Genomic DNA, 19,873 nt, shown 5'->3' on the forward strand with positions numbered 1-19,873 from the left:
TTGCCAGAGCCGGGACGACCCGCAGGCGTTCCCGAAACATTTCCGATCAGGCGGGCGGGGCGGCGTGCTTGTTCTCGAGCAGGACACCGACGGAGACGAGCACGACCGCGCCGAGGAACTGCGCGATGATCCAGGGGATGCCGCTGAACGGGAGCGGGAGGACCGGGTTCCACACGATCGCGACGAGCAGCGTCGGGATCATCCAGAGCGGCTGCTTGGCCTGCCAGGCGAACACGGCCATGATGAGCGCGAGGATGCTCACCACGAACAGCACGATCGTGAAGGCGTCGAGCTCGAGCAGCGCGAGCCCGAGCATGAGCGCGACCGCACCCATGATGCCCGGGATGAGCGCCGGGCGAAGGGCGAAGGGTGCGGGTGCGGGGGTCGGACTCGGCATCCCACGAGTTTACGTGGAGCGGCGGGGCGTCGCCGAGCGGTGCGGCGGGGCAGATGCGGCACAATCACTGCATGGGCGTTCTCATCTACGGTGCCGGAAGTCACTACGACTTCGACGACCGCGTGCTCGCCCACCTCAGGGCCGCGATCGGGAACAAGTTGCGTCGTCGGGAGTCCTTCTTCGTCGAATGGACGAAGGGGGCTGTGGACGGCGGCGGGCGGGTGAGTCTCTGGATCACGAGCGACGTCCCGCTGCAGTTCCGGTTCGCGCAGCCGGAGCCCTCGGTCAACCAGGCGTGGGTGCGCGCCCTGCTCGACTCCTCCTACACGCCGGGCGGCATGATCCTGACGCCCGAACCCGACGCTGCGACCGCCCCGGAGACGGCCTGAGTGGAGGGCTTGCTCAGCGCTGCTCCACCAGCGCGGCGAGTTGCTCCGTGACGATCCCCCAGCCGGCGTGGAAGCCGAGTTCGAGGTGTTCGTCGCGCTGGGCGACCCCGCTGTGGAGCGCGGTCGCTCGGTAGCGGGTGCCGTCGGGGTGGTCAGCGAGGTCGATCACGGCGGTGATGAACGGCTGCTCGGCTGGCCGCCAGCCTGCGGTCAGCGCCGTCGTCCAGACGAGACGCTGCTCCGGAACGACCTCCAGCACGCATCCGGTGATCTGCGGCACGAAGTCGACGCCGTCCTCACTGAACTCGGTGCGGAAGGACCCGCCGGGTCGCAACTCGAACTCGACGACCCGACACACCGCCGGCGACGGCACCCACCACTGCCCGAGCGTCGCGGGGACGGTCCACGCCGCCCAGACGGCCGATCGCGGCGCGTGGATGATGCGCTCGACCAACAGGTCGCGTTCGTCGGCCGGTTCGGGCTGCGTGTGATCGGTGTCGGTCATGCGATGCTCCTCCGTGGTCAGTCGGCGTCGTCCTCGACGCGGGCGAATCGCGGTCCCTCGTAGCCGTCGCGCGAGACGGGCTCGACGAACATCGCGAGCGGTCGCACCCACGACGTCGGCGGGGTCGTGGTCGTCCGGTAGAAGACGTACGACTCCTCGGTCTCGCTGTGGCGTCCGACGCCGATGACCTCGTAGCGCGCACCCTTGAAGTGCCGGTAGGTGCCGGGCTCGACGCCGAAGGACTCGCCGTCGTCGGTGCTGGCCGTGCTGTCGTCGCTCATGTCGCGATTCTAGCCAGCGGGCGTCGCGGAGTCAGTGCTCGCTTCGTCGGCCCGGAGCTCGGACACATGCCGCACCAAGTCCTGCATCTGACGGGGGAACGCCTCGCCGATGTCGATGCCGAACCGGTCGGCGAGCACGAGACACGACCAGATGGCATCACACAGTTCGTGCTCGAGCTGTTCGAGTCCGATGCCGTCGATGCGACGCGTCCCGTCGAGCGTCATCACGATCTTGGCGAGGTCACCGACGTCGCCGACGAAGCCGAGGGCGACCTCCTGGTTCGTCCACGGGCGTCCGATCCGCTTCGTGCTGAGATCGTCGTAGGCGGCGGCGACCTCCATGGCGTGGGCGTTCAGCGTTGCGAAGTCCTGAGTCATCCCCAGAGCCTAATCAGCGCGCAGCGAGGACCCCAGGCACTCACCCGGCGGTCGGCACCACGTCCCAGTGCTCGCGGATGAGCTTGTCGTCGACCCGGAAGATGTCCGACGCCAGAACGGGGTCGTCGGCCTTCGCTCCAACGCTCTGTGAGAAGGTCCACACGAGGTCGCCGTCGCTCAGCGAGATGACCGACTCCTGCGGCGGGAAGGTCGCGGATCCCGAGAAGAAGGACTTGAGCGCCGCCGTTCCGTTCGGTGCGACCGGTTTGTGCTGGAGGTAGGCGGGGTCGAAGGCTTTGTCGAGGATCGAGACGTCCTGGTCGCGGAACAGCGTGTTGTACGCGCTCACCGCGAACGTCCGGTTCTGCTCCTCCTGCGACTCCGACGGCGCGACCGCGGGCTTCGCCGGGTTGTAGAGGTCGCTGAACATCGTGTTGGTGTTCCCACTCGCGGGCGTCCCGGTCGCGATCGGCTGATCGAACGCCCAGCGCTCCACGACGGCGCCGTCCCGCACCCGGAACAGGTCGACAGCGGCCTCGCCTGTCCGTTCGTCGGCCGGGTCGGAGGCGACCTGGTAGTGCACGGCGACGAGGTCGCCGTCAGCCGCGGTGTGCTTGACGACCGCCTGCGCCCCGGGGACCCGCGTCCGGTCGGCGGTGAACTCGGCGAGGACGCCGCTCGGACCGGACTTCTGCCCGGAACCGTGCGCGACGGCGTCGGCCGCGACGAGCTTGTCGGTCGTGGCCACCGCTTTCGAGGAGGCGGGGTCGGGGAAGGCGTCGGTGTAGAGCTTGAGCACGGCGGCGAGGTTCTTCTGCTCGGTCTTCGAGTCGCTGCGGTCGCCCGTCGAGCCGCCGTCGGCACTTCCCTTCCGCGCTGTCGAGACCGAGGACGACGGATCAGGCACGGCTGCCGAGGTGGCCTGGCACCCCGCAAGCAGTGAGACGCCGGCGAGGACGGCGGCGGTGCGGACGAGGGGAACGACGAAGGCACGTGATCTGGTCATGGAATCACTGTGCGACGGCGTTCTGAACCTCAGGTGAGGTGTCCCTGGGCTTCGCTGGGAATCCGTGTCTTTCAGTTCCGCTGCGGTTAAAACCACCCGCAGTCTGCTCTCGCAGCTCGCATCCGCTCGCACCGTTCTCTACCCTGGGTGCAACGACCGTGCCATCCGGGGGGGGTGCATCGTGGGCCTGATCCAAGACGTGGGCGGTGGGCTGCTGCTGGCGCTCGGACTCCTGCTCGCCGGGCTCGTGCTCTTCCTCGTCCTCGCCCTCGGCACCCAGTACGAGCGGATGCGCCGCCGTCGGCCGCAGGGCAAGCTGGCGCGCGCCGACGCCGAGCTCCGAGCGCAGTTGTTCGAGGACGGCTTCTCCGATCACGAGGTCGCGGACGCGATCCAGACATCCCGGCCCCGTGATGATGCCTGATCGCTTCGACGAAAGGCTCCGTGCATGCTGAACCGGTACGCGCTCGCTCGCACCCTCGGCGGTCTGCTGGGTCTCGGAGTCGGCTACCTCCTCTGGGAGGGGCTGCGGGACGCGATGCTGCGCGAGATCCCCGCTGGTTCGTGGGAAGCGGCGACGGCTTCCGACGCCTTCGTCTCGCTCATCGGCATCGCGGCGGTGGCACTGATCATGACGCCCGGGCTGGTGCTGTCCGCTGTCGCAGAGCAGGCGACGAAATGGGTGTCGCGCTCTTCATCTCGCCAGGCTGGCGTCGACGGGACTCGATCGTGGTGAACGAGCCGCGGCTCCGTTCGCTGACGCCGATCTGCAACGTGCTCGGGTGGAACCTTGCTCGCGTTCGAGACGAGGCGATCACTCAGCTCGGTCAGCGTGTAACCCGGCGCCCCTGGCCGGGATAGGGCCCGGGCTCGATCCGATGCCGGGAATCTCGACGTAGCCTTTCCACGATCTCATCGCGTCGGCCATTCATCCATGGTGCAGTGACCGCGTCCCACTCCTCTGGGAACGGGATGTAGAGCACGGGCGGATCCACGCCCCACCCGGCGTCGAAGACGAAGCCCTCGGCCCCCTCCCAGTAGACGACCTCTTCCTTCCAGCGAGGCTCGACCTCGAACTCCGCGTCTTCCCCCGTCTGCACGCTTCGATGCTATGCCGCCCGTGCCCGCCGACAAACGGGCATGACGACGAAAAGCCCCCTCCGTCCCGGTGTTGCTCGGGGATGGAGGGGGCTTCTTCTTGGCGGTACCGGTGGGATTTGAACCCACGGTGCTCTTTCAAGCACACAACTTTTCGAGAGTTGCACCTTCGGCCGCTCGGACACGGTACCGGGGTCGAGTGTAATAGAAGACGAGCGCCGACGCGAATTGAGCGATGCCGGTCATCCACAGGCGGCGCGGAGGGCCGGCGGTGTCGGCGGCCGCGCTTAGGCTGGCCGCATGGCCAAGGCACCCTCCCCCGCATTCCGCTGCACCGAATGCGGCTGGACCACCGCCAAATGGGCCGGCCGATGCGGTGAATGCCAGCAGTGGGGCACGGTCGTCGAAGCGTCGGCTCCCACCGGTGTCCTCGGCAAACTGACGCCGATCCGCGCCACCGACGAGCGCGCCGCACGCCCCATCACCCAGGCCAGCGCCGACGAGGCACCACGCTGGTCGAGCGGCATCGCCGAGTTCGACCGGGTGCTCGGCGGCGGCATCGTCCCCGGCGCCGCGATCCTCCTCTCCGGCGAGCCGGGCGTCGGCAAGTCGACCCTGCTGCTCGAGGTCGCGTCCCGCGCCGCGAAGACCGGCGCCCGCGTCCTCTACGTCAGCGCCGAGGAGTCGGTCAGCCAGGTCCGCCTCCGCGCCGAACGCACCGGGGCCCTCCACGACGACCTCTACCTCGCCTCCGAGACCGACCTCGCCACCATCCTCGGCCACATCGACCAGGTGCAGCCCAAGCTTCTCATCGTCGACTCCGTCCAGACCGTGTCCTCCTCGCAGTCCGACGGCCTCGCCGGTCAACCCGGCCAGGTCCGCGAAGTCTCAGCCGTCCTCACCCGCATCGCCAAGGAACGCGACCTCCCGATCCTGCTCGTCGGCCATGTCACGAAAGACGGCTCGATCGCCGGCCCCCGACTCCTCGAACACCTCGTCGACGTCGTGTGTCAGTTCGAGGGCGACCGCCACACCGCGCTCCGCTTCCTCCGCGCACAGAAGAACCGCTTCGGCGCCACCGACGAGGTCGGCTGCTTCGAGATGGCCGGCGACGGCATCGCCGAGGTCCCCGACCCGAGCGCCCTGTTCCTCAGCCAGAACGAACCCGTGGCCGGCACCTGCGTCACCATCGTCATGGAGGGACGCCGCGCCCTGCCCGTCGAGGTCCAGGCCCTCATCAACAAGACGCAGGCACCGAACCCCCGTCGCGTCACCAACGGCGTCGACCCCTCCCGTGTCGCGATGATCCTCGCGGTGCTGCACGGCCGCTACTCCTACGACCTCACCGACCACGACGTCTACATCTCCACCGTCGGCGGCGTGAAGATCAGCGAACCGGCAGCCGACCTCGCGATCGCCCTCGCCCTCGTCTCCGTCATCCGCGACCTCGCCCTCCCCCGCGACCTCGCGGCCTACGGCGAGATCAGCCTCAGCGGCGAAGTGCGTCCGGTGAGCGTGGCGAAGCAGCGCGGCTCGGAGGGCAACCGACTCGGCTACAAGCTGCTGCTCAACTCCGACGTCAGCAACGACCTCAAGTCGGTGCTGGGCATCGCGAAGACCGCAGCCGAGGCGGCGCAGCCCGCCCGACGCGAACGCGAGCTCGACGCCGCCTTCTGAGCGCACCCCACCTGCCTGCTCCAATCATCAGAGCAGGGGCGTGCTGTTCACAGCTCCTGCGGACTGGTCCCGCGGGGCCCCAGAACGGGACTTGCCCGTGTTCGGACGACGACCTGCAGGAGTTGTGAACCGCGGACGACGCCGAGAGCAGGACCTGCGGTCTGGGTCGGGCTATTCGGCGGCCGGCGCCTCGAGCTCGAGCACCCGCAGCAGTTCCTCCGGCGACGCCTGCAGCGAGTGCGGACCGGCGACGTCGAACAGCACCGTCTCGATGTCGTCGCCGTAGGTGCGGAGGAAGCTCGCCAGCCAGGTGCCGTCGTGCAGGCCGACGTAGGGCGGCAGAGCGGCTGGCTTGTTCTTCGCATCGGAGAAGAGGAGCAGCGCGAGCCTCGCGGTCTCGGGCTGACGGAACATCCAGACCTCACCGGTCTCGGTCGGCTTGTCGGGGTTACCCGGCTTCATGAGCGGGACGACGAACCGCCCGTTCCGCAGGGCGAGGGCCACGGCCACCATGTCGCCGGCGGCGAGGGCCGCGGCCAGGGGCTCGGAACGGAACTCGGGTCGCTTCTGCTTCGCCATGCGTCCATTGTCGCAGGCTGGTGCGGGGCTGCGGGTTGTGCACTTCGACAGGCTCAGTGACCGGGGCGGGAGCGGCTCAGTGACCGGGGGGGAGGCGGCTCAGTGACCGGAGCGGCTCAGCGAGCAGGTTCCGTCAGTTGAGCAGGAACTGCGCGCTGTCGGCGGAGGCGAACCCGCCAATCGACGTGTTCAGGTGGTAGGAGGCGCCACCGGCGGGCACCGGGTCGCGCGGCTGATCGCAGGTGTCGGGCGCCGACCGCGTGCGGTCCCAGGTGATCGGCGGGTTCGACGAGACCGTCTTCCCCGGCTCGAGGAGCACCTGCTGGTCGCTCGGTGCCGTCTGGCAGTCGGTCGACGTCCAGTAGGGCTCATCACCGCTCGAGACCGTGAAGACCTGCTGGCTCGTGCCGGCGTTCATCGTGCACGCGGCCGGCCCGGTGTTCGTCACGCTCAGCGACAGCTGCGGGAGTTCGTCCGCCGCGAAGCTCGTCCCGTTCACGACGGCCTCGACGCGGATCTGGTCGGCCGTGCACGCGGCCGCCGAACCGGGGTCGGTGGTCGCGGCCTCATCGATCGGTGCGGTGGTCGACGCCTCGGGAGCCGGGGTCGGCGCAGGGGTCGCTGTGGGCGTCGGGGTGGGCGTCGCGGCGGTGTTCTCGGTGCCCGGACCCGACGCGAGCCGGACGATGAGCACGATGACCAGGACGATGACGGCGAGCAGGACGCCGAACACGATCAACCTGCGTCGCCAGTAGACGGCGGGCCGCTCCGGTCCGCGGGGATTCGTGAGGCTCGACATGCTCACAGATTAAGTGCAGTGGCGCGGAAACACCCGATGCCCCGCCGTCGGTGCGGACCGTGGTCCGACCGATGACGAGGCATCGGGATGGTGCTGGGTGGTGCTCGGTGGTGCTGAGTGATGCGAGCGCCTAGAGCTGCTGCGCCGAGCGACGACGGGCGATCACGAGCGCGAGGCCACCGACGAGGAGCAGTGCGGCGAGCGCCGCGTTCCCCCACGGCTCGGCACCGGTCTTGCTCAGGCTGCCGTCCTGGCTGCCGCCGGCCGTTCCCGAACCGGTCCCGCCGCCCGCACCGGGCTGGGTGCCCGGGTCGGTGCCGGGGTCGACCGCCGCAGCCTGCACGACGATGTCCTGCCAGCCGATGACGTTGCCGTCGGCGTCCTGGACGACGAGGCGGTGGGCACCGACCGGCGCGTCCTCAGGAACCGTGACCTGCACGTTGCCGTCCGCGTCGACCTGCACGAGGCCGTCGCTGACGAGGATCGGGTCGGAGTGCAGCCAGACGCTGACCCAGGTGCCGGCGTACTCCTTGCCGACGTGGATCGTGGCGAGCTTGCCGATGATGAAGTCGGTGATCGCCTTGATCAGGTCCTTGAGCGCCTGGATGAGCGCGGACTCCGGTGCGGGCGTCGGCGGCGTGACCACCGGCGGCGTCGCGACCGTGAGCGGCACCGTGAGCGTCGTCCCCGACTCGAGTGCCGTGAGGCGCACCGTCGCCGCGCCGTCAGCGGTACCCGCCGGGACGGTGAACGAGACCGTCGCGGCCCCCGCGGTGACCGGGACCGTCCCGATCGGCGAGCCGTTGAGTTCGATCGCCAGCGAGGTGTTCACCGGGCTGCCGGTCGAGGTGAGGTCGAGCTTCGCGACGTCGAACGAGACCGTCTTCCCAGCGGCGACCGCTGCGGTCGGCGCGTTCGTGACCTGCACGCTCTGGCGGGCGAAGTCCGGGGACACCGGGCTGTTCGCCGTCAGGTAGGCGATCCACGCGTCGCGGTCGACGAGACCGGAGTCGCGCGTGTCCGTGCCGTTCGCGAACTCACGGAAGTTGTCGCCACCCTGCAGCAGGAAGCTGAAGGAGCCGATCCGGTAGCTCTTGCTCGGGTCGATCGGCGCACCGTTCACCGTGATGCTCGTGATGCGCTGCCCCTGGGCCTTCGTGGGGTCGAACGTGTACTGCACGTTCGACGACAATCCGAGCTGCAGGTACGGACGGGACGGGACGTTCCCGGCCGCGTCGAGCTGCCACTGCTGCTCGAGCACGGTCTTGAACTGCGCACCCGTGAGCGAGGTCGTCCACAGGTTGTTGAGGAACGGCAGCACCGCGTTCGCCTCGGCGTACGTGATGTCGCCCGCGAGGATCTCCTCACGCATGCCACCCGGGTTGACGATGCCGATGTCGGCTCCGCCCCGGTCGGCGCTCGAGAGCGAGGCGCGGAGCGAATCGGCGACGAGCGCACCGAGCGTCGACTCGGCGCCGCGGTCGTCCTTCACCCCGTTGTTGAACGCGCGGGTGATATCGGCCTTCGCCTCACCGATCTTCTGGTTGCCGATCTCCGCCGCGACCGCGAGGGCCTTGTCGGTGATCGTCTTGACCGTCGCGACCGCGGGGAACTGCTTGACCAGGTCGGCCTCGGCCACCGTGGTGCGTGCGACGTTCTTCGCCGTGTAGGCGGTGACGTCACCCGACGCGCGGTCGACGGTCAGCGTGATCTGACCGATGAACTCGCCATAGCTGCCGGTCTGGAGCACCGGGCGGGTCTTGCCGGTCACGCCGGGGATCGGAGCGTCCCACGCGTACTGCTTGTGCGTGTGGCCGGTGAAGATGGCGTCGACGTCCGCGCTCGTCGTGGTGACGATCTCGGTGAAGGCGCTCTCCTGGGCGAGCTCCTGCTCGAGGGTCGCGCCGTCCGGCGTGCCGGCCCCGGCACCCTCGTGGTACTCGGCGACGATGACGTCCGCCTCACCGTTGGACTCGTCGCCGTCGGTCAGCTGGGCAGCGACGCGGTTCACGGCCTCGACCGGGTCCCCGAAGTCGAGGTCCGCGATGCCGGCGGGCGACACGAGCGTCGGCGTCTCCTGCGTGATGGCGCCGACGACGGCGACCTTCACGCCGTCGATGTCGAGGATCGTGTACTCCTTGAGCGCCGGGTTCTTCGTGCCCTTCTGGTACACGTTGGCCCCGAGGTACGGCCAGGCCGCGTTCTTCCCGTCCGCCATGACGCGGTCGACGAGGTCGCCGTAGCCCTGGTCGAACTCGTGGTTGCCCACCGCGGAGGCCTTCAGACCGAGCGCGTTCAGCACGTCGATCGTCGGCTGGTCCTGCTGCGCCGACGAGGCGAAGAGCGAGGCGCCGATGTTGTCACCAGCGGAGATGAACGCCGTCTGGTCGGGCGCGAACATCGCCTTGAGCTGCTCGATCGTGCCCGCGAACTTCGTCGTGTTGGCGTCGATCCGACCGTGGAAGTCGTTGATGTTGAGCAGGTTGACGGTCGCGGACTCGCTCGCGTCGGCGCTGATGCCGACGATCACGGGGTCGTGGTCGCTCGAGCGGAACATGTCCGGCACGTTGAAGTCGGTCACGTTCGCGTTGTAGCGGGAGTACTCGAGGGCGATCGACTCGACGGAGTTGATGTTCCACACGTCGGCACCGGTGACGCTCTGGTCGGCTTCCGGCGACGCGAAGATGTGGTCGAGGGATCCGACCGCGCCTTCGTATGCGTAGGTGTACTCGCCGGTCTTGGCCTCCTGGCTGATGTAGCCGGCGTCGCGGAGCACGTCCAGCGGGTCCTCGGCGTCGTAGGAGTTGAAGTCTCCGACGAGGAAGACCTTCTTCGTGCCGACATCCTTCGAGACCGTGTCCGCGAAGGTCACGAGGGCCTTGGCCTGACGCGTGCGGTCGCCGGTGAAGGCGCCCTGCCCGGTGTTGGCGTTGTCACCGGTGGCCGCTGCCGAGGTGCTCTTCGACTTGAAGTGGTTGGCGATCACGAGGAACGTCGCGGCGTCGTCCGCACCCTTGGGCTTGAACGCCTGCGCGTCGGGCTCACGGGCGTTGTCGAAGGCGGGCGAGTCGAGCAGGATGCGCGATTCACCGACGGTCTCGACGGTGGCGGACTTGTAGATGAAGGCCGTGCGGATGACGTCCTCGTCCGTGGGGACCTTCGCGGGCGAGGGGACGAACGTCCAGGTGCCTGCACCGGCATCGGCGTTGAGCGCCGCGGTCAGCGTCTTGAGGGCGTCGTCGCGGTCGAGCCCGATCGAGGCGGAGTTCTGGATCTCCTCGAGCGAGACGACGTCGGCGTCCAGGGCGTTGATCGCGGAGACGATCTTCGCCTGCTGACGGGCGAGGCTCTCGGCCGTCGCCGCGCCCCGGACGCCACAACCGGCGGCGTCGGAGTTGTTCACCGTGGTCTTGCCGCCCTGACGGTCGGTGTAGAAGGTGCACCCGGTCCGGGAGTCGCCGGTGGTGGCGAAGTAGTTGAGGACGTTGAAGGTCGCGAGGGACACGTCGCCACCCACACCGCGAGGCGAGGTGGAGCGCGTGTTCTCGAACGTCGCCGGCTGCACGGTCGCCGTGTTGGCACCGGTCAACTGCTGCGTGGGCTGGAACTTCCAGTTGCTGTTGCGGAAGTCGAAGACGACCGGAGCGGTGAAGTCGACGGCGGCACCGACGCGGACGGGCGCGGTGGTCGAGAGGTACGGCAGCGGGGTGCCGGTGTTCTCCGCCTTCGAGAAGTCGACGGTCGCGCCGTCGTCGAGGACGACCTTCTCCGCCGGGACCCGTGCCGCGGCGGCGAGCGCCTCAGCGGAACCGGGCTTACCGAGGACCGTCGGCGTGACGAACGGCGTCGTCGACGCCGCGAGCGCGATCTCGCCGTAGCGGTTCGTGCTGTAGTTGTCGGTGACCGTGTAGTCGCCGGCGGGGGCGAGCAGCATGCCCTCGAGGCGCTCGCGCTCCTCGTCGGTCGCCGGGAAGGCGACACTCGCGGCGGTCGGTGCGGTGACGCCGGTGGCGTCCAGTGCCGTGACGGCGGCCGCGTCCGTGACCTTCAGCTGCGTCAGGCCGTAGTACTCGTCCACGACGCCGGTGACCTGCAGGTACTGGCCGACGGTGACGGAACCGACGGTGGCCGGCGAGTAGACGAAGACACCGTCGGACGCGAGGTGCGTCGCGGGGTCGATCGCTCCACCGGTGCCCGCGGTCTGCAGGTAGTAGCCGTTGAAGCCACCGGTCGGGAAGCTCGCGGTGACGAAGCCCGTGGTGGTGACCGTCTGGCCGACCATCGTGCTCGCGGCGCCGGTGCCCTGGATCTCCGCGATCGTCGCCGTACCTGGCTCGACCGGGGTGGTCGGGTCGGTGGGCTCGGGGGTCGGCTCCGGCGTGGGCTCGGGGTCGACCGGGGTGTCGCCGGCGCTGTTCTGCGGCGTGACCGTGTCGCTGAGCGTGAAGTCGGCGGCGTTGCTGTCGGTGTCGGCGAAGGTGGTGCGCACGATCGACTGCGGAACGGTGTTGCCCGACGGGGACGGCGACGCGGCCGTCTCGAAGGTGTTCGACGTGCCGTAGCCGAGGAGGTCGACGACAGCCGGGTCGCCGACGACGGAGCCGGCCGTGAGGGTCACTGGGGAGGTCGAGGCGACGAGGGCGATCGTGCCCTTGGAGCCCGACGCGTTCAGCTCGCTGGCCACGTCGGGTGTCGGCAGAGCCGCGCCGACCGCGCCGTTGCTGCTGCCCGAGACGAGGAAGTAGCCGCCGGCCGCGATCTTCCCGGTGAGCGGAACCGTCGTCGACGACGCCGCGGTGCTGGTCGACGAGCGGTACTGGACCGACCAGCCGCTGACGTCGACTGCCGCGTCGCTCGGGTTGTAGAGCTCGACGAACTTGTTCAGGTAGGGCGCGTTCGCGCTCCCGCCCGAGAGGTAGGCCTCGTTGATGACGACACCGAGGCCGTCGGTCGAGGCGACGGCTGGTGTCGCCACGAGGGGTGCGGCGACGAGCCCGGCAAGGGCGGCGAAGGCGGACAGCCTCCACGGGTGTTTGAACGACATGTGGCTCCGAATCGAGGGCCGTCCCCGTTCGGAGCGCGCGACAACGCACCCCCCATTCGAGGCACAGACGATGGGTAGTGCCTCACAAGCTAACCGACATGCGTGACGGAAGACCACCGCGAATGTGAACGGCACGTAAATCCGGGCCTGCTCATCTGAGCACGGGCTTCGCGTTGGAAACGTGCGAAATCGCTGATCAGCGAGGTATTGTGAACGGTCTCATCGGTCACTCCGACGAGCGCCAACCTTCAAGCTGTGGTTCAGAGCAGCTTGAGCATGCGGGTGTTACCGAGCGTATTCGGCTTGACCCGCGCGAGGTCGAGGAACTCCGCGACACCTTCGTCCGACGAGCGCACGAGCTGTGCGTAGACCTCGGGTGGGACGATCTCCTCGCCGATCTCCTGGTAGCCGTGCCTCGTGAAGAAGCCGGTTTCGAAGGTCAGGCAGAACAGGCGACGCAGGCCGAGCTCGACCGCGTCGTGCTCGAGGCGCTCGACGAGCGCGTGGCCGACCCCGGTGCCGAGGTGGTCTGCGGAGACGGCGAGCGTGCGGACCTCACCGAGGTCCTCCCAGATGACGTGCAGCGCGCCGCAGCCGATGAGTTCGCCGTCGGGTGTCTCGGCGACGCGGAACTCCTGGACCGCTTCGTAGAACACGACGTCGTCCTTGCCGAGGAGGATGCGCTGCTGCACGAGTGGTTCCACGAGCGCCTGGATGCGGCGGACGTCGCTCGTACGGGCGCGACGGACCACATACCCCTGCTGAGCCTGCTCGACCATCCCGCCTCCTCCTGTCAGAACCTCCGAGAAGTCTACTGACGCCAGCGCGGTGCTCCCGACCGAGCGCGGATTGGTGGGCGCCAGCGCGGTGCGCTCGAGCGAGCGCTGCCGAAGCGGCGTGAGCGCTACCCAGCCGCGCGAGCGCGGGCCTCCAGAGGGGCGCGCTCGGTCCGGCGGGGCGCGCTCACGTCAGCGCACCGCGCTGGCGCCGGACACCGGAGTGGCGGCACCGGATCACGAGGGGCGGATCAGTGCCACGCCCTCGGGCCCGCGGTGCCGGCCGGGTAGGTGTCGATGGACACCTCGTCCTTGCGCCACGCCTTGAGCACGGGCGCGACGATCCGCCAGCATTGCTCGGCCACGTCACCGCGCACCGACAGGGTCGGGTCTCCCTCGAGGATGCTCGACAGGACCTCGCCGTAGGCACTGAGCTGCCCCGCCTGGAGTTCTGCGTGGAGGGCGACCGGGTCCAGTTCGAAGGGGTCGTCCTCGCCGTTGATCATCAGGTCGAGGTCGAGCGACGCCGGCTTCAGGCCGATACGGAGCCGCGCCGGGGTCTTCATGCCGTGCAGGCCGGACGGGAGGTGCGGCACCGGCTTGAAGGTGAAGACGATCTCCTGACGGGTGTCCGCCAGCGCCTTCCCGGACCGCAGCACGAACGGGACACCGGCCCAACGCCAGTTGTCGATCGCGAGGGTCATCTCGGCGAGCGTCTCCGTGTGGTGCGACGGGTCCACGCCCTGCTCGTCGATGTAGGCGGGCAGCTTGCGGTCGCCGATCGTCCCGGCGCCGTAGCGTGCACGACGACTCTCCGTGCCGTTCGCCTTCCACGGACGGGTCGCCCGCAGCACCTGGGCCATGCCGCCACGCAGATCCTCGGCGTCGACGCTCGCCGGTGGCTCCATGGCCGCGAATGCAAGGACGAGGAGCAGGTGACTCTGGATCATGTCGATCAGGGCGCCCGCACGGTCGTAGTACCCGGCGCGACCCTCGAGGGCTAGCTGCTCGTCGAAGACGATGTCGACGCGTTCGACGTTGTCGGCGGAGAGGAGCGGTTCGAAGATGCGGTTCGCGAAGCGGAGGCCCAGCAGGTTGAGGACCGTCGACTTGCCGAGAAAGTGGTCGACGCGGAACACCTGCTCCTCCGGCACCAGGTGCTGGAGCAGGCGGTTGAGCGAGCGGGCGGAGGCGTAGTCGGTGCCGAACGGCTTTTCGAGGGCGAGCATGATGCCCTTGGGGAGCTCCAGCTTCCGCAGAGCCTTGCACGCGAGCAGGGTGACGGCGGGCGGCAGGGCGAAGTAGAGGGCGACGTTCGGTCCGGCTGCCGCGAGGACGCGTTCGAGCGACGCCGGATCGGAGACGTCGGCCTGCACGTAGGTGGTCTCGGCGACGATCGCCTCGGCGAGCTTCGACGGGGCGTCCGCGAACGCGGTCTCGACGCGCTTCCGCCAGGCCTCGTCGCTCGACTCGGAGCGGTCGACCCCGATGAGGCGCACCGCCTCGCCACGCGGGGAGGCGAGGAGCGACGCGAGTCCGGGCAGTAGGAGTCGGGCCGTGAGATCGCCCCCGGCACCGAGGATCACGAGGGTTCGAGGGGCGGAGGGTTCCGAGGTGGCGGCGGTCATGCGGCGATCCTACGCGGTGCGCCGACGAGGTCGCGCGGCCTTGCGCCCTCCCGAGGTCCGCCCCACCCCGGCCCAGTGCGGTGCGCTGACGCGAGCGCGAGGGTGTGGGCGTCAGCGCGGTGCGCTGGCGCGAGTGGCGCGGTATAGGCCTCGCCGCGGGTCAGGGACGTGGGCGCGCCCCTCCGGAGACCCGCGCTCACGCGCTGGACCCGCGCTCATGTCAGCGCACCGCGCTGGCGACCGACCACAGCACACCCAGGCAGGCAGGCAGTACTGTGAGCGCATGCGACTCGGAGTCCTCGACGTGGGATCGAACACCGTCCACCTGCTCATCGTCGATGCCCACCCGGGAGCACGGCCGATCCCCCAGTCGTCGCACAAGTCGGTGCTGCGACTCATGCGATACCTCACGCCGGATGGATCGATCAGCGATGAGGGCGTCGCGGTCATCCTCGAGTCGATCGGTGCAGCGGCAGCGATCGCCCGCGAGAGCGGCCTCGACGAGCTCCTTTCGATGGCGACCTCGGCCATCCGTGAGGCGACGAACGGGCCGGAGGTCCTCGCCCTCGTCGAGGAGCGGACCGGCATCGCCCTGCAGGTCCTCTCCGGTGACGACGAGGCGAAGCTCACCTTCCTCGCCGTCCGCCGCTGGTACGGCTGGTCGGCCGGCGAGATGCTCCTCCTCGACATCGGCGGCGGCTCACTCGAGATCGCGGCCGGCGGCGACGAGTACCCCGATGTCGCGATCTCCCTCCCGCTCGGCGCCGGACGCTCCACCGTCGGCTTCCTCCACGACGACCCACCGACCGCCGCACAGCAGGAGGCGCTCCGCCTGCACGCCCGCGAGGTGCTCGCCGCGGCACTCCCCGCGTTCGCCGAGGAGCCCGACGCCCATCACGTCGTCGGGTCGTCCAAGACCATCCGCTCCCTCGCACGCCTCGCAGGATCGGTGGCAGACGGGATCGGTGGCACCGAACGATCGCTGCTCCGGCGCAGCCAGCTCGACGACTGGATCCCCCGGCTCGCCCGCATTCCGGCTGAGGCCCGCCCCGCGCTCCCCGGGATCACCGCCGACCGCACGTTCCAGATCGTCGCCGGCGGCATCGTCCTGTCCGAGGCGATGGCCGCCTTCCGCGTCCGCGAGCTCGACGTCTCCCCCTGGGCGCTCCGCGAGGGCATCATCCTCCGGTACCTCGACCGCCTCGGCTGACCGCCACCGTTCGCTCGCCCAGGTTCGGGCGCTCCAGTGCTCGCGCGCCCGGAGATGGGCGAACGAACACCCCTGACACGACGAAGGCCCCCACTCCGCGGAGTGGGGGCCTTCGGTGACTCGGGACTACTCGCCCGTGATGGCGAGGTCCGGCGTGGCCGAACCCGTACCGAGCGACGCCTGCGCGTTGACGCCGGCACCGACCGACTCACCGCGAGCCGAGGTCGTGAAGGCGAACGCACCGTTCACGAAGTCGACGTGCACGTGATCGCCGGCGTTGAGCTCGCCGTGGAGGATCTGCTCGCTGAGCTGGTCCTCGACCTCGCGCTGCATCGCACGACGCAGCGGACGAGCACCGAGGGTCGGGTCGAAGCCGACCTCGATGAGGCGCTCCTTCGCCGGCAGCGTGAGCTCGATCGTCATGTCGCGGTCGAGCAGACGCTCCGAGAGACGCTTCGTGAACAGGTCCACGATCTGCAGCAGCTCCGGCTTCGACAGCTGCGGGAACACGATGATGTCGTCGACACGGTTCAGGAACTCGGGCTTGAAGTGCTTCTTCAGCTCCTCGTTCACCTTGCCGCGCATGATGTCGTACCCCGTCGAGGCGTTGCCCTCGATCTGGAAGCCGACCGGACCACCGGCGATGTCACGAGCACCGAGGTTGGTGGTCATGATGATGACGGTGTTCTTGAAGTCGACGACGCGACCCTGACCATCCGTCAACCGGCCCTCTTCCAGGATCTGGAGGAGCGAGTTGAAGATGTCGGGGTGGGCCTTCTCGATCTCGTCGAAGAGCACGACGCTGAACGGCTTGCGACGCACCTTCTCGGTGAGCTGGCCGCCCTCTTCGAAGCCGACGAATCCGGGAGGAGCACCGAACAGTCGCGAGACCGTGTGCTTCTCGCCGTACTCCGACATGTCGAGGGAGATCAGCGCGCCTTCGTCGTCGAACAGGAACTCGGCGAGCGCCTTCGCGAGCTCGGTCTTACCGACACCCGTGGGGCCGGCGAAGATGAACGAGCCCGAGGGACGCTTCGGGTCCTTGAGGCCGGCACGCGTGCGGCGGATGGTCTTGGAGAGCGCCGAGATGGCCTCCTCCTGACCGATGACCCGCTGGTGCAGCGCCTTCTCCATGAAGACGAGTCGCGAGGACTCCTCTTCCGTGAGCTTGAAGACGGGGATGCCGGTCGCCTGGGCGAGGACCTCGGCGATCAGGCCCTCGTCGACCTCGGCGGTCGTCTTGACGTCGCCTGAGCGCCACTGCTTCTCGAGGCGAAGACGCTCGCCGAGCAGGTTCTTCTCCTCGTCGCGGAGCGACGCCGCCTTCTCGAAGTCCTGCTCCTCGATGGCCGTCTCCTTGGCCTCGCGGACGCCGGCGATCTTGTCGTCGAACTCGCGCAGCTCCGGGGGGCTCGAGAGGATCGACAGACGCAGGCGTGCACCGGCCTCGTCGATCAAGTCGATGGCCTTGTCGGGCAGGAAGCGGTCGGAGATGTACCGGTCGGCGAGGTTCGCCGCCGAGACGAGCGCGCCGTCGGTGATGGACACCTTGTGGTGTGCCTCGTACCGGTCGCGCAGCCCCTTGAGGATGTTGATCGTGTGGGGCAGCGACGGCTCCATGACCTGGATCGGCTGGAAGCGACGCTCGAGTGCGGCGTCCTTCTCGAAGTGCTTGCGGTACTCGTCGAGCGTGGTGGCACCGATGGTCTGGAGCTCACCGCGAGCGAGCAGCGGCTTGAGGATGGAGGCCGCGTCAATCGCGCCTTCGGCGGCACCGGCACCCACGAGGGTGTGGATCTCGTCGATGAAGACGATGATGTCGCCGCGGGTGCGGATCTCCTTGGTGACCTTCTTCAGGCGCTCCTCGAAGTCACCGCGGTAGCGGCTGCCGGCGATGAGCGAGCCGAGGTCGAGCGAGTACAGCTGCTTGTCCTTCAGCGTCTCCGGGACATCGCCCTTGACGATCGCCTGGGCGAGACCCTCGACGACGGCGGTCTTGCCGACGCCGGGCTCACCGATGAGGACCGGGTTGTTCTTCGAGCGACGGGAGAGGATCTGCATGACCCGCTCCATCTCCTTGTCACGACCGATGACCGGGTCGAGCTTGTTGTCGCGCGCGGCCTGCGTGAGGTTGCGGCCGAACTGGTCGAGGATCTGCGACCCGCCCTGTGCCTGCTGCTCACTCTGGTTGCCGCCGACCGGGGCTGCTTCCTTGCCCTGGTAGCCGGACAGCAGCTGGATGACCTGCTGGCGCACGCGGTTGAGGTCGGCACCCAGCTTCACGAGGACCTGGGCTGCGACGCCCTCGCCCTCGCGGATGAGGCCGAGCAGGATGTGCTCCGTGCCGATGTAGTTGTGGCCGAGCTGCAGCGCTTCGCGCAGGCTCAGCTCCAGCACCTTCTTGGCGCGCGGCGTGAACGGGATGTGTCCCGTCGGCTGCTGCTGGCCGGTGCCGATGATGTCGGTGACCTGCTCGCGCACGGCATCGAGGGAGATCCCGAGGGACTCGAGTGCCTTGGCGGCGACTCCTTCTCCCTCGTGGATGAGGCCGAGCAGGATGTGCTCGGTCCCGATGTAGTTGTGGTTGAGCATCTTGGCCTCTTCCTGGGCCAGGACGACGACACGACGCGCACGGTCGGTGAATCTCTCGAACATGATCACTCTCCTCCGGCACCGGGCAGGGTGGTGATGCCGTTAGTAGGAGCGTAACGACCGCCGCAGCTCTCTTCGCCCCTGTTCGCCGTGGGCGTGATGCGCGGCCACCGGGAACGCCGCAGCGCACGTGCACCGGGCACGTGCGCTGCGGGTGTCGGAGGATCGCGGCTCGGTCAGACCGGGAACCGGACGGTCGCCGCGAGGGCGCCCCCACCGGGGACGTCGTCGGCGCGGACGGCGAGAATCCGGGCGTCGGAGAGCAGCGCCCGGCGGAGGATCTCGTCGATCACGCCGTAGTTCGTCGCGTCGGCGTCGTCGGCGAGGGTGACGACACCGGTGGTCTCGTCGACCGTGCCCGGCAGGTTGCTGTCGATGTCGACGAACAGGGTGTCGACCGCGTTCGCCGTCGCGGCGCGTGCCACGTCGCCGAGGTCGGTCACGGCACGGCCGTTCGACGCGCGGGTGCCGAACTCCTCGCACAGCGCGCGCAGTTCGGCGGCGTACAGCTCGTCGAGGATCGGGCGGGCCGCCGCGGCGAGCTGCTCGTCCGAGCGCTCCTGCTGATTGCCCTCGATCTCGGGCTTCACCAACTGCTTCGAGGTGCACACCGATCGGAAGATTCCGGTCATCGGCTCGGCTCCGGCGAGGATCAACGGCTCCTTCGAATTCGCGAGGATAGGGGCGAGCGCCTTGTCGATCACCTGCGCATACTCCTGCATCCGGATCTTCTGGCCCTCCGACCCCTGGATGCGTCCGAGCTGCTCCCGACCGTTCGATCCACGCCCACGGATGGAGTCCACGTGGGCGGCCGCCGCAACGTCGTCGGGGATGTCCAGTTCGATGCTCGTCGCCGGGAGGTCCCGTGCCACGGCGACGAGCCGCACGCCGCTCTGCGCCAGGGCGAGCACGTAGGCGGATTGCGGGAACGTGAGGGCGCGCATGAGCGGCTTGATGTAGAAGCGGTCGGAGACCTCGTTGCACGAGCGCAGGACGTTGGGCACGCGGAAGTACCTGGTCGTCGACGGGCTCACGAAGATCGCGAGGCTCGACGACAGGTACCGCAGGAAGTCGGGGTCTTCGAGGAGCCGATCGATCTCGTCGGTGAACCGGCTGACGTCGGTGCGGTCCGCCCCGGCCGACGCCAACTGTTCGACGGCCTGTTTCACCTGGTTCTTCAGGTCGAGCCGGATGTGGCTCGTGTCCGCGGGGTTGGTGCTCGTCTCGAGGTAGATCGACACGCTCGACGCTTCTCGGGCGGTCGCGAGCTCGACGATGTCGGAGCGGGTCGGAATATCGGTGTGGTGCACTGATGCCTCCTTCGATCGCGTCAGGCGAAGGGTCGACCGGGAGCAGGCGACGCCGTCGTGGGCCTGACTTGACCCCAGTATAGGGAGCACCCACCCCTCGATCCGGGGTCGATTCTGCGGACATTCGGAGCCGGGTCGGGCCGC

At 68.9% G+C, this 19,873-nt stretch carries 18 protein-coding genes and 1 tRNA gene; 5 read left to right on the forward strand and 14 right to left on the reverse strand.

Annotated elements, in window-relative coordinates; genetic code table 11:
- Window positions 1-46: 46 nt before the first annotated feature.
- Window positions 47-397 carry a DUF6804 family protein gene (locus tag ACQ3HE_RS06380; RefSeq protein WP_138946469.1) on the reverse strand — a complete coding sequence of 117 codons (351 nt, stop codon included), beginning with the start codon at window positions 395-397 and terminating at the stop codon, window positions 47-49.
- Between the two features lie 71 nt (window positions 398-468).
- Here ACQ3HE_RS06380 and ACQ3HE_RS06385 point away from each other — a divergent pair, with 71 nt between their 5' ends.
- Window positions 469-786, forward strand: a complete 318-nt coding sequence (locus ACQ3HE_RS06385; RefSeq protein WP_430891731.1) for a DUF7882 family protein — start codon at window positions 469-471, stop codon at window positions 784-786.
- A 13-nt stretch (window positions 787-799) separates the two neighbouring features.
- Here the strand turns inward: ACQ3HE_RS06385 and ACQ3HE_RS06390 are convergent, their stop codons facing one another.
- Genes ACQ3HE_RS06390 through ACQ3HE_RS06405 form a run of 4 tightly spaced genes read right to left on the reverse strand, consistent with a single transcriptional unit; the run spans window position 800 to window position 2,956 of the window.
- Window positions 800-1,291 (reverse strand): SRPBCC family protein, encoded by a 492-nt coding sequence (locus ACQ3HE_RS06390; RefSeq protein WP_430891733.1) that lies wholly within the window; start codon window positions 1,289-1,291, stop codon window positions 800-802.
- Between the two features lie 17 nt (window positions 1,292-1,308).
- On the reverse strand, window positions 1,309-1,572 hold the full coding sequence (locus ACQ3HE_RS06395) for a DUF1653 domain-containing protein (protein WP_229939434.1): 264 nt from the start codon (window positions 1,570-1,572) through the stop codon (window positions 1,309-1,311).
- 9 nt (window positions 1,573-1,581) lie between these two features.
- On the reverse strand, window positions 1,582-1,950 hold the full coding sequence (locus tag ACQ3HE_RS06400; RefSeq protein ID WP_229939433.1) for a nucleoside triphosphate pyrophosphohydrolase family protein: 369 nt from the start codon (window positions 1,948-1,950) through the stop codon (window positions 1,582-1,584).
- A 40-nt stretch (window positions 1,951-1,990) separates the two neighbouring features.
- On the reverse strand, window positions 1,991-2,956 hold the full coding sequence (locus ACQ3HE_RS06405) for a nuclear transport factor 2 family protein (RefSeq protein ID WP_430891735.1): 966 nt from the start codon (window positions 2,954-2,956) through the stop codon (window positions 1,991-1,993).
- A 181-nt stretch (window positions 2,957-3,137) separates the two neighbouring features.
- Between ACQ3HE_RS06405 and ACQ3HE_RS06410 the strand changes: the two genes are divergently transcribed.
- Window positions 3,138-3,380 carry a hypothetical protein gene (locus ACQ3HE_RS06410; protein ID WP_430891736.1) on the forward strand — a complete coding sequence of 81 codons (243 nt, stop codon included), beginning with the start codon at window positions 3,138-3,140 and terminating at the stop codon, window positions 3,378-3,380.
- 24 nt (window positions 3,381-3,404) lie between these two features.
- On the forward strand, window positions 3,405-3,692 hold the full coding sequence (locus ACQ3HE_RS06415; RefSeq protein WP_430891737.1) for a hypothetical protein: 288 nt from the start codon (window positions 3,405-3,407) through the stop codon (window positions 3,690-3,692).
- A 91-nt stretch (window positions 3,693-3,783) separates the two neighbouring features.
- Here ACQ3HE_RS06415 and ACQ3HE_RS06420 read toward each other — a convergent pair whose 3' ends face one another.
- Both ACQ3HE_RS06420 and ACQ3HE_RS06425 read right to left on the reverse strand, forming a co-directional pair.
- Complete coding sequence (locus tag ACQ3HE_RS06420) at window positions 3,784-4,056, reverse strand: hypothetical protein (RefSeq protein ID WP_430891738.1); 273 nt, start codon at window positions 4,054-4,056, stop codon at window positions 3,784-3,786.
- Between the two features lie 99 nt (window positions 4,057-4,155).
- Window positions 4,156-4,245: transfer RNA gene (locus ACQ3HE_RS06425), tRNA-Ser, on the reverse strand.
- Between the two features lie 109 nt (window positions 4,246-4,354).
- Here ACQ3HE_RS06425 and radA point away from each other — a divergent pair.
- Window positions 4,355-5,731 (forward strand): DNA repair protein RadA, encoded by a 1,377-nt coding sequence (gene radA, locus ACQ3HE_RS06430; RefSeq protein WP_430891739.1) that lies wholly within the window; start codon window positions 4,355-4,357, stop codon window positions 5,729-5,731.
- A 171-nt stretch (window positions 5,732-5,902) separates the two neighbouring features.
- On the opposite strand, the gene ACQ3HE_RS06435 is transcribed toward radA, so the two are convergent.
- The 5 genes from ACQ3HE_RS06435 to ACQ3HE_RS06455 form a co-directional block, all read right to left on the reverse strand.
- Window positions 5,903-6,310, reverse strand: coding sequence for an SseB family protein (locus ACQ3HE_RS06435; protein WP_079705172.1), 408 nt, complete (start codon window positions 6,308-6,310; stop codon window positions 5,903-5,905).
- Window positions 6,311-6,443: 133 nt separating this feature from the next.
- A complete protein-coding gene (locus ACQ3HE_RS06440; protein ID WP_426739016.1) occupies window positions 6,444-7,109 on the reverse strand; it encodes a hypothetical protein in 666 nt (221 codons plus the stop codon).
- 130 nt (window positions 7,110-7,239) lie between these two features.
- The gene (locus ACQ3HE_RS06445) at window positions 7,240-12,153 is read right to left on the reverse strand and encodes an ExeM/NucH family extracellular endonuclease (RefSeq protein WP_430891740.1); all 4,914 of its coding nucleotides are present in this window, start codon (window positions 12,151-12,153) and stop codon (window positions 7,240-7,242) included.
- A gap of 260 nt (window positions 12,154-12,413) precedes the next feature.
- Window positions 12,414-12,932, reverse strand: a complete 519-nt coding sequence (locus ACQ3HE_RS06450) for an amino-acid N-acetyltransferase (protein WP_124768749.1) — start codon at window positions 12,930-12,932, stop codon at window positions 12,414-12,416.
- A 248-nt stretch (window positions 12,933-13,180) separates the two neighbouring features.
- On the reverse strand, window positions 13,181-14,557 hold the full coding sequence (locus ACQ3HE_RS06455; protein ID WP_430891741.1) for a glucose-6-phosphate dehydrogenase: 1,377 nt from the start codon (window positions 14,555-14,557) through the stop codon (window positions 13,181-13,183).
- Window positions 14,558-14,840: 283 nt separating this feature from the next.
- Between ACQ3HE_RS06455 and ACQ3HE_RS06460 the strand changes: the two genes are divergently transcribed.
- Window positions 14,841-15,767 (forward strand): Ppx/GppA phosphatase family protein, encoded by a 927-nt coding sequence (locus ACQ3HE_RS06460; RefSeq protein ID WP_079705168.1) that lies wholly within the window; start codon window positions 14,841-14,843, stop codon window positions 15,765-15,767.
- Between the two features lie 126 nt (window positions 15,768-15,893).
- Here the strand turns inward: ACQ3HE_RS06460 and ACQ3HE_RS06465 are convergent, their stop codons facing one another.
- Together ACQ3HE_RS06465 and ACQ3HE_RS06470 are read right to left on the reverse strand one after the other, a co-directional pair.
- On the reverse strand, window positions 15,894-18,422 hold the full coding sequence (locus tag ACQ3HE_RS06465; protein WP_064294324.1) for an ATP-dependent Clp protease ATP-binding subunit: 2,529 nt from the start codon (window positions 18,420-18,422) through the stop codon (window positions 15,894-15,896).
- Window positions 18,423-18,595: 173 nt separating this feature from the next.
- Complete coding sequence (locus tag ACQ3HE_RS06470; protein WP_430891742.1) at window positions 18,596-19,729, reverse strand: baeRF11 domain-containing protein; 1,134 nt, start codon at window positions 19,727-19,729, stop codon at window positions 18,596-18,598.
- Window positions 19,730-19,873: the final 144 nt, after the last annotated feature.

The sequence above is a fragment of the Plantibacter auratus genome, from assembly GCF_050587365.1.
Classification (GTDB): Bacteria; Actinomycetota; Actinomycetes; order Actinomycetales; family Microbacteriaceae; genus Plantibacter; species Plantibacter auratus.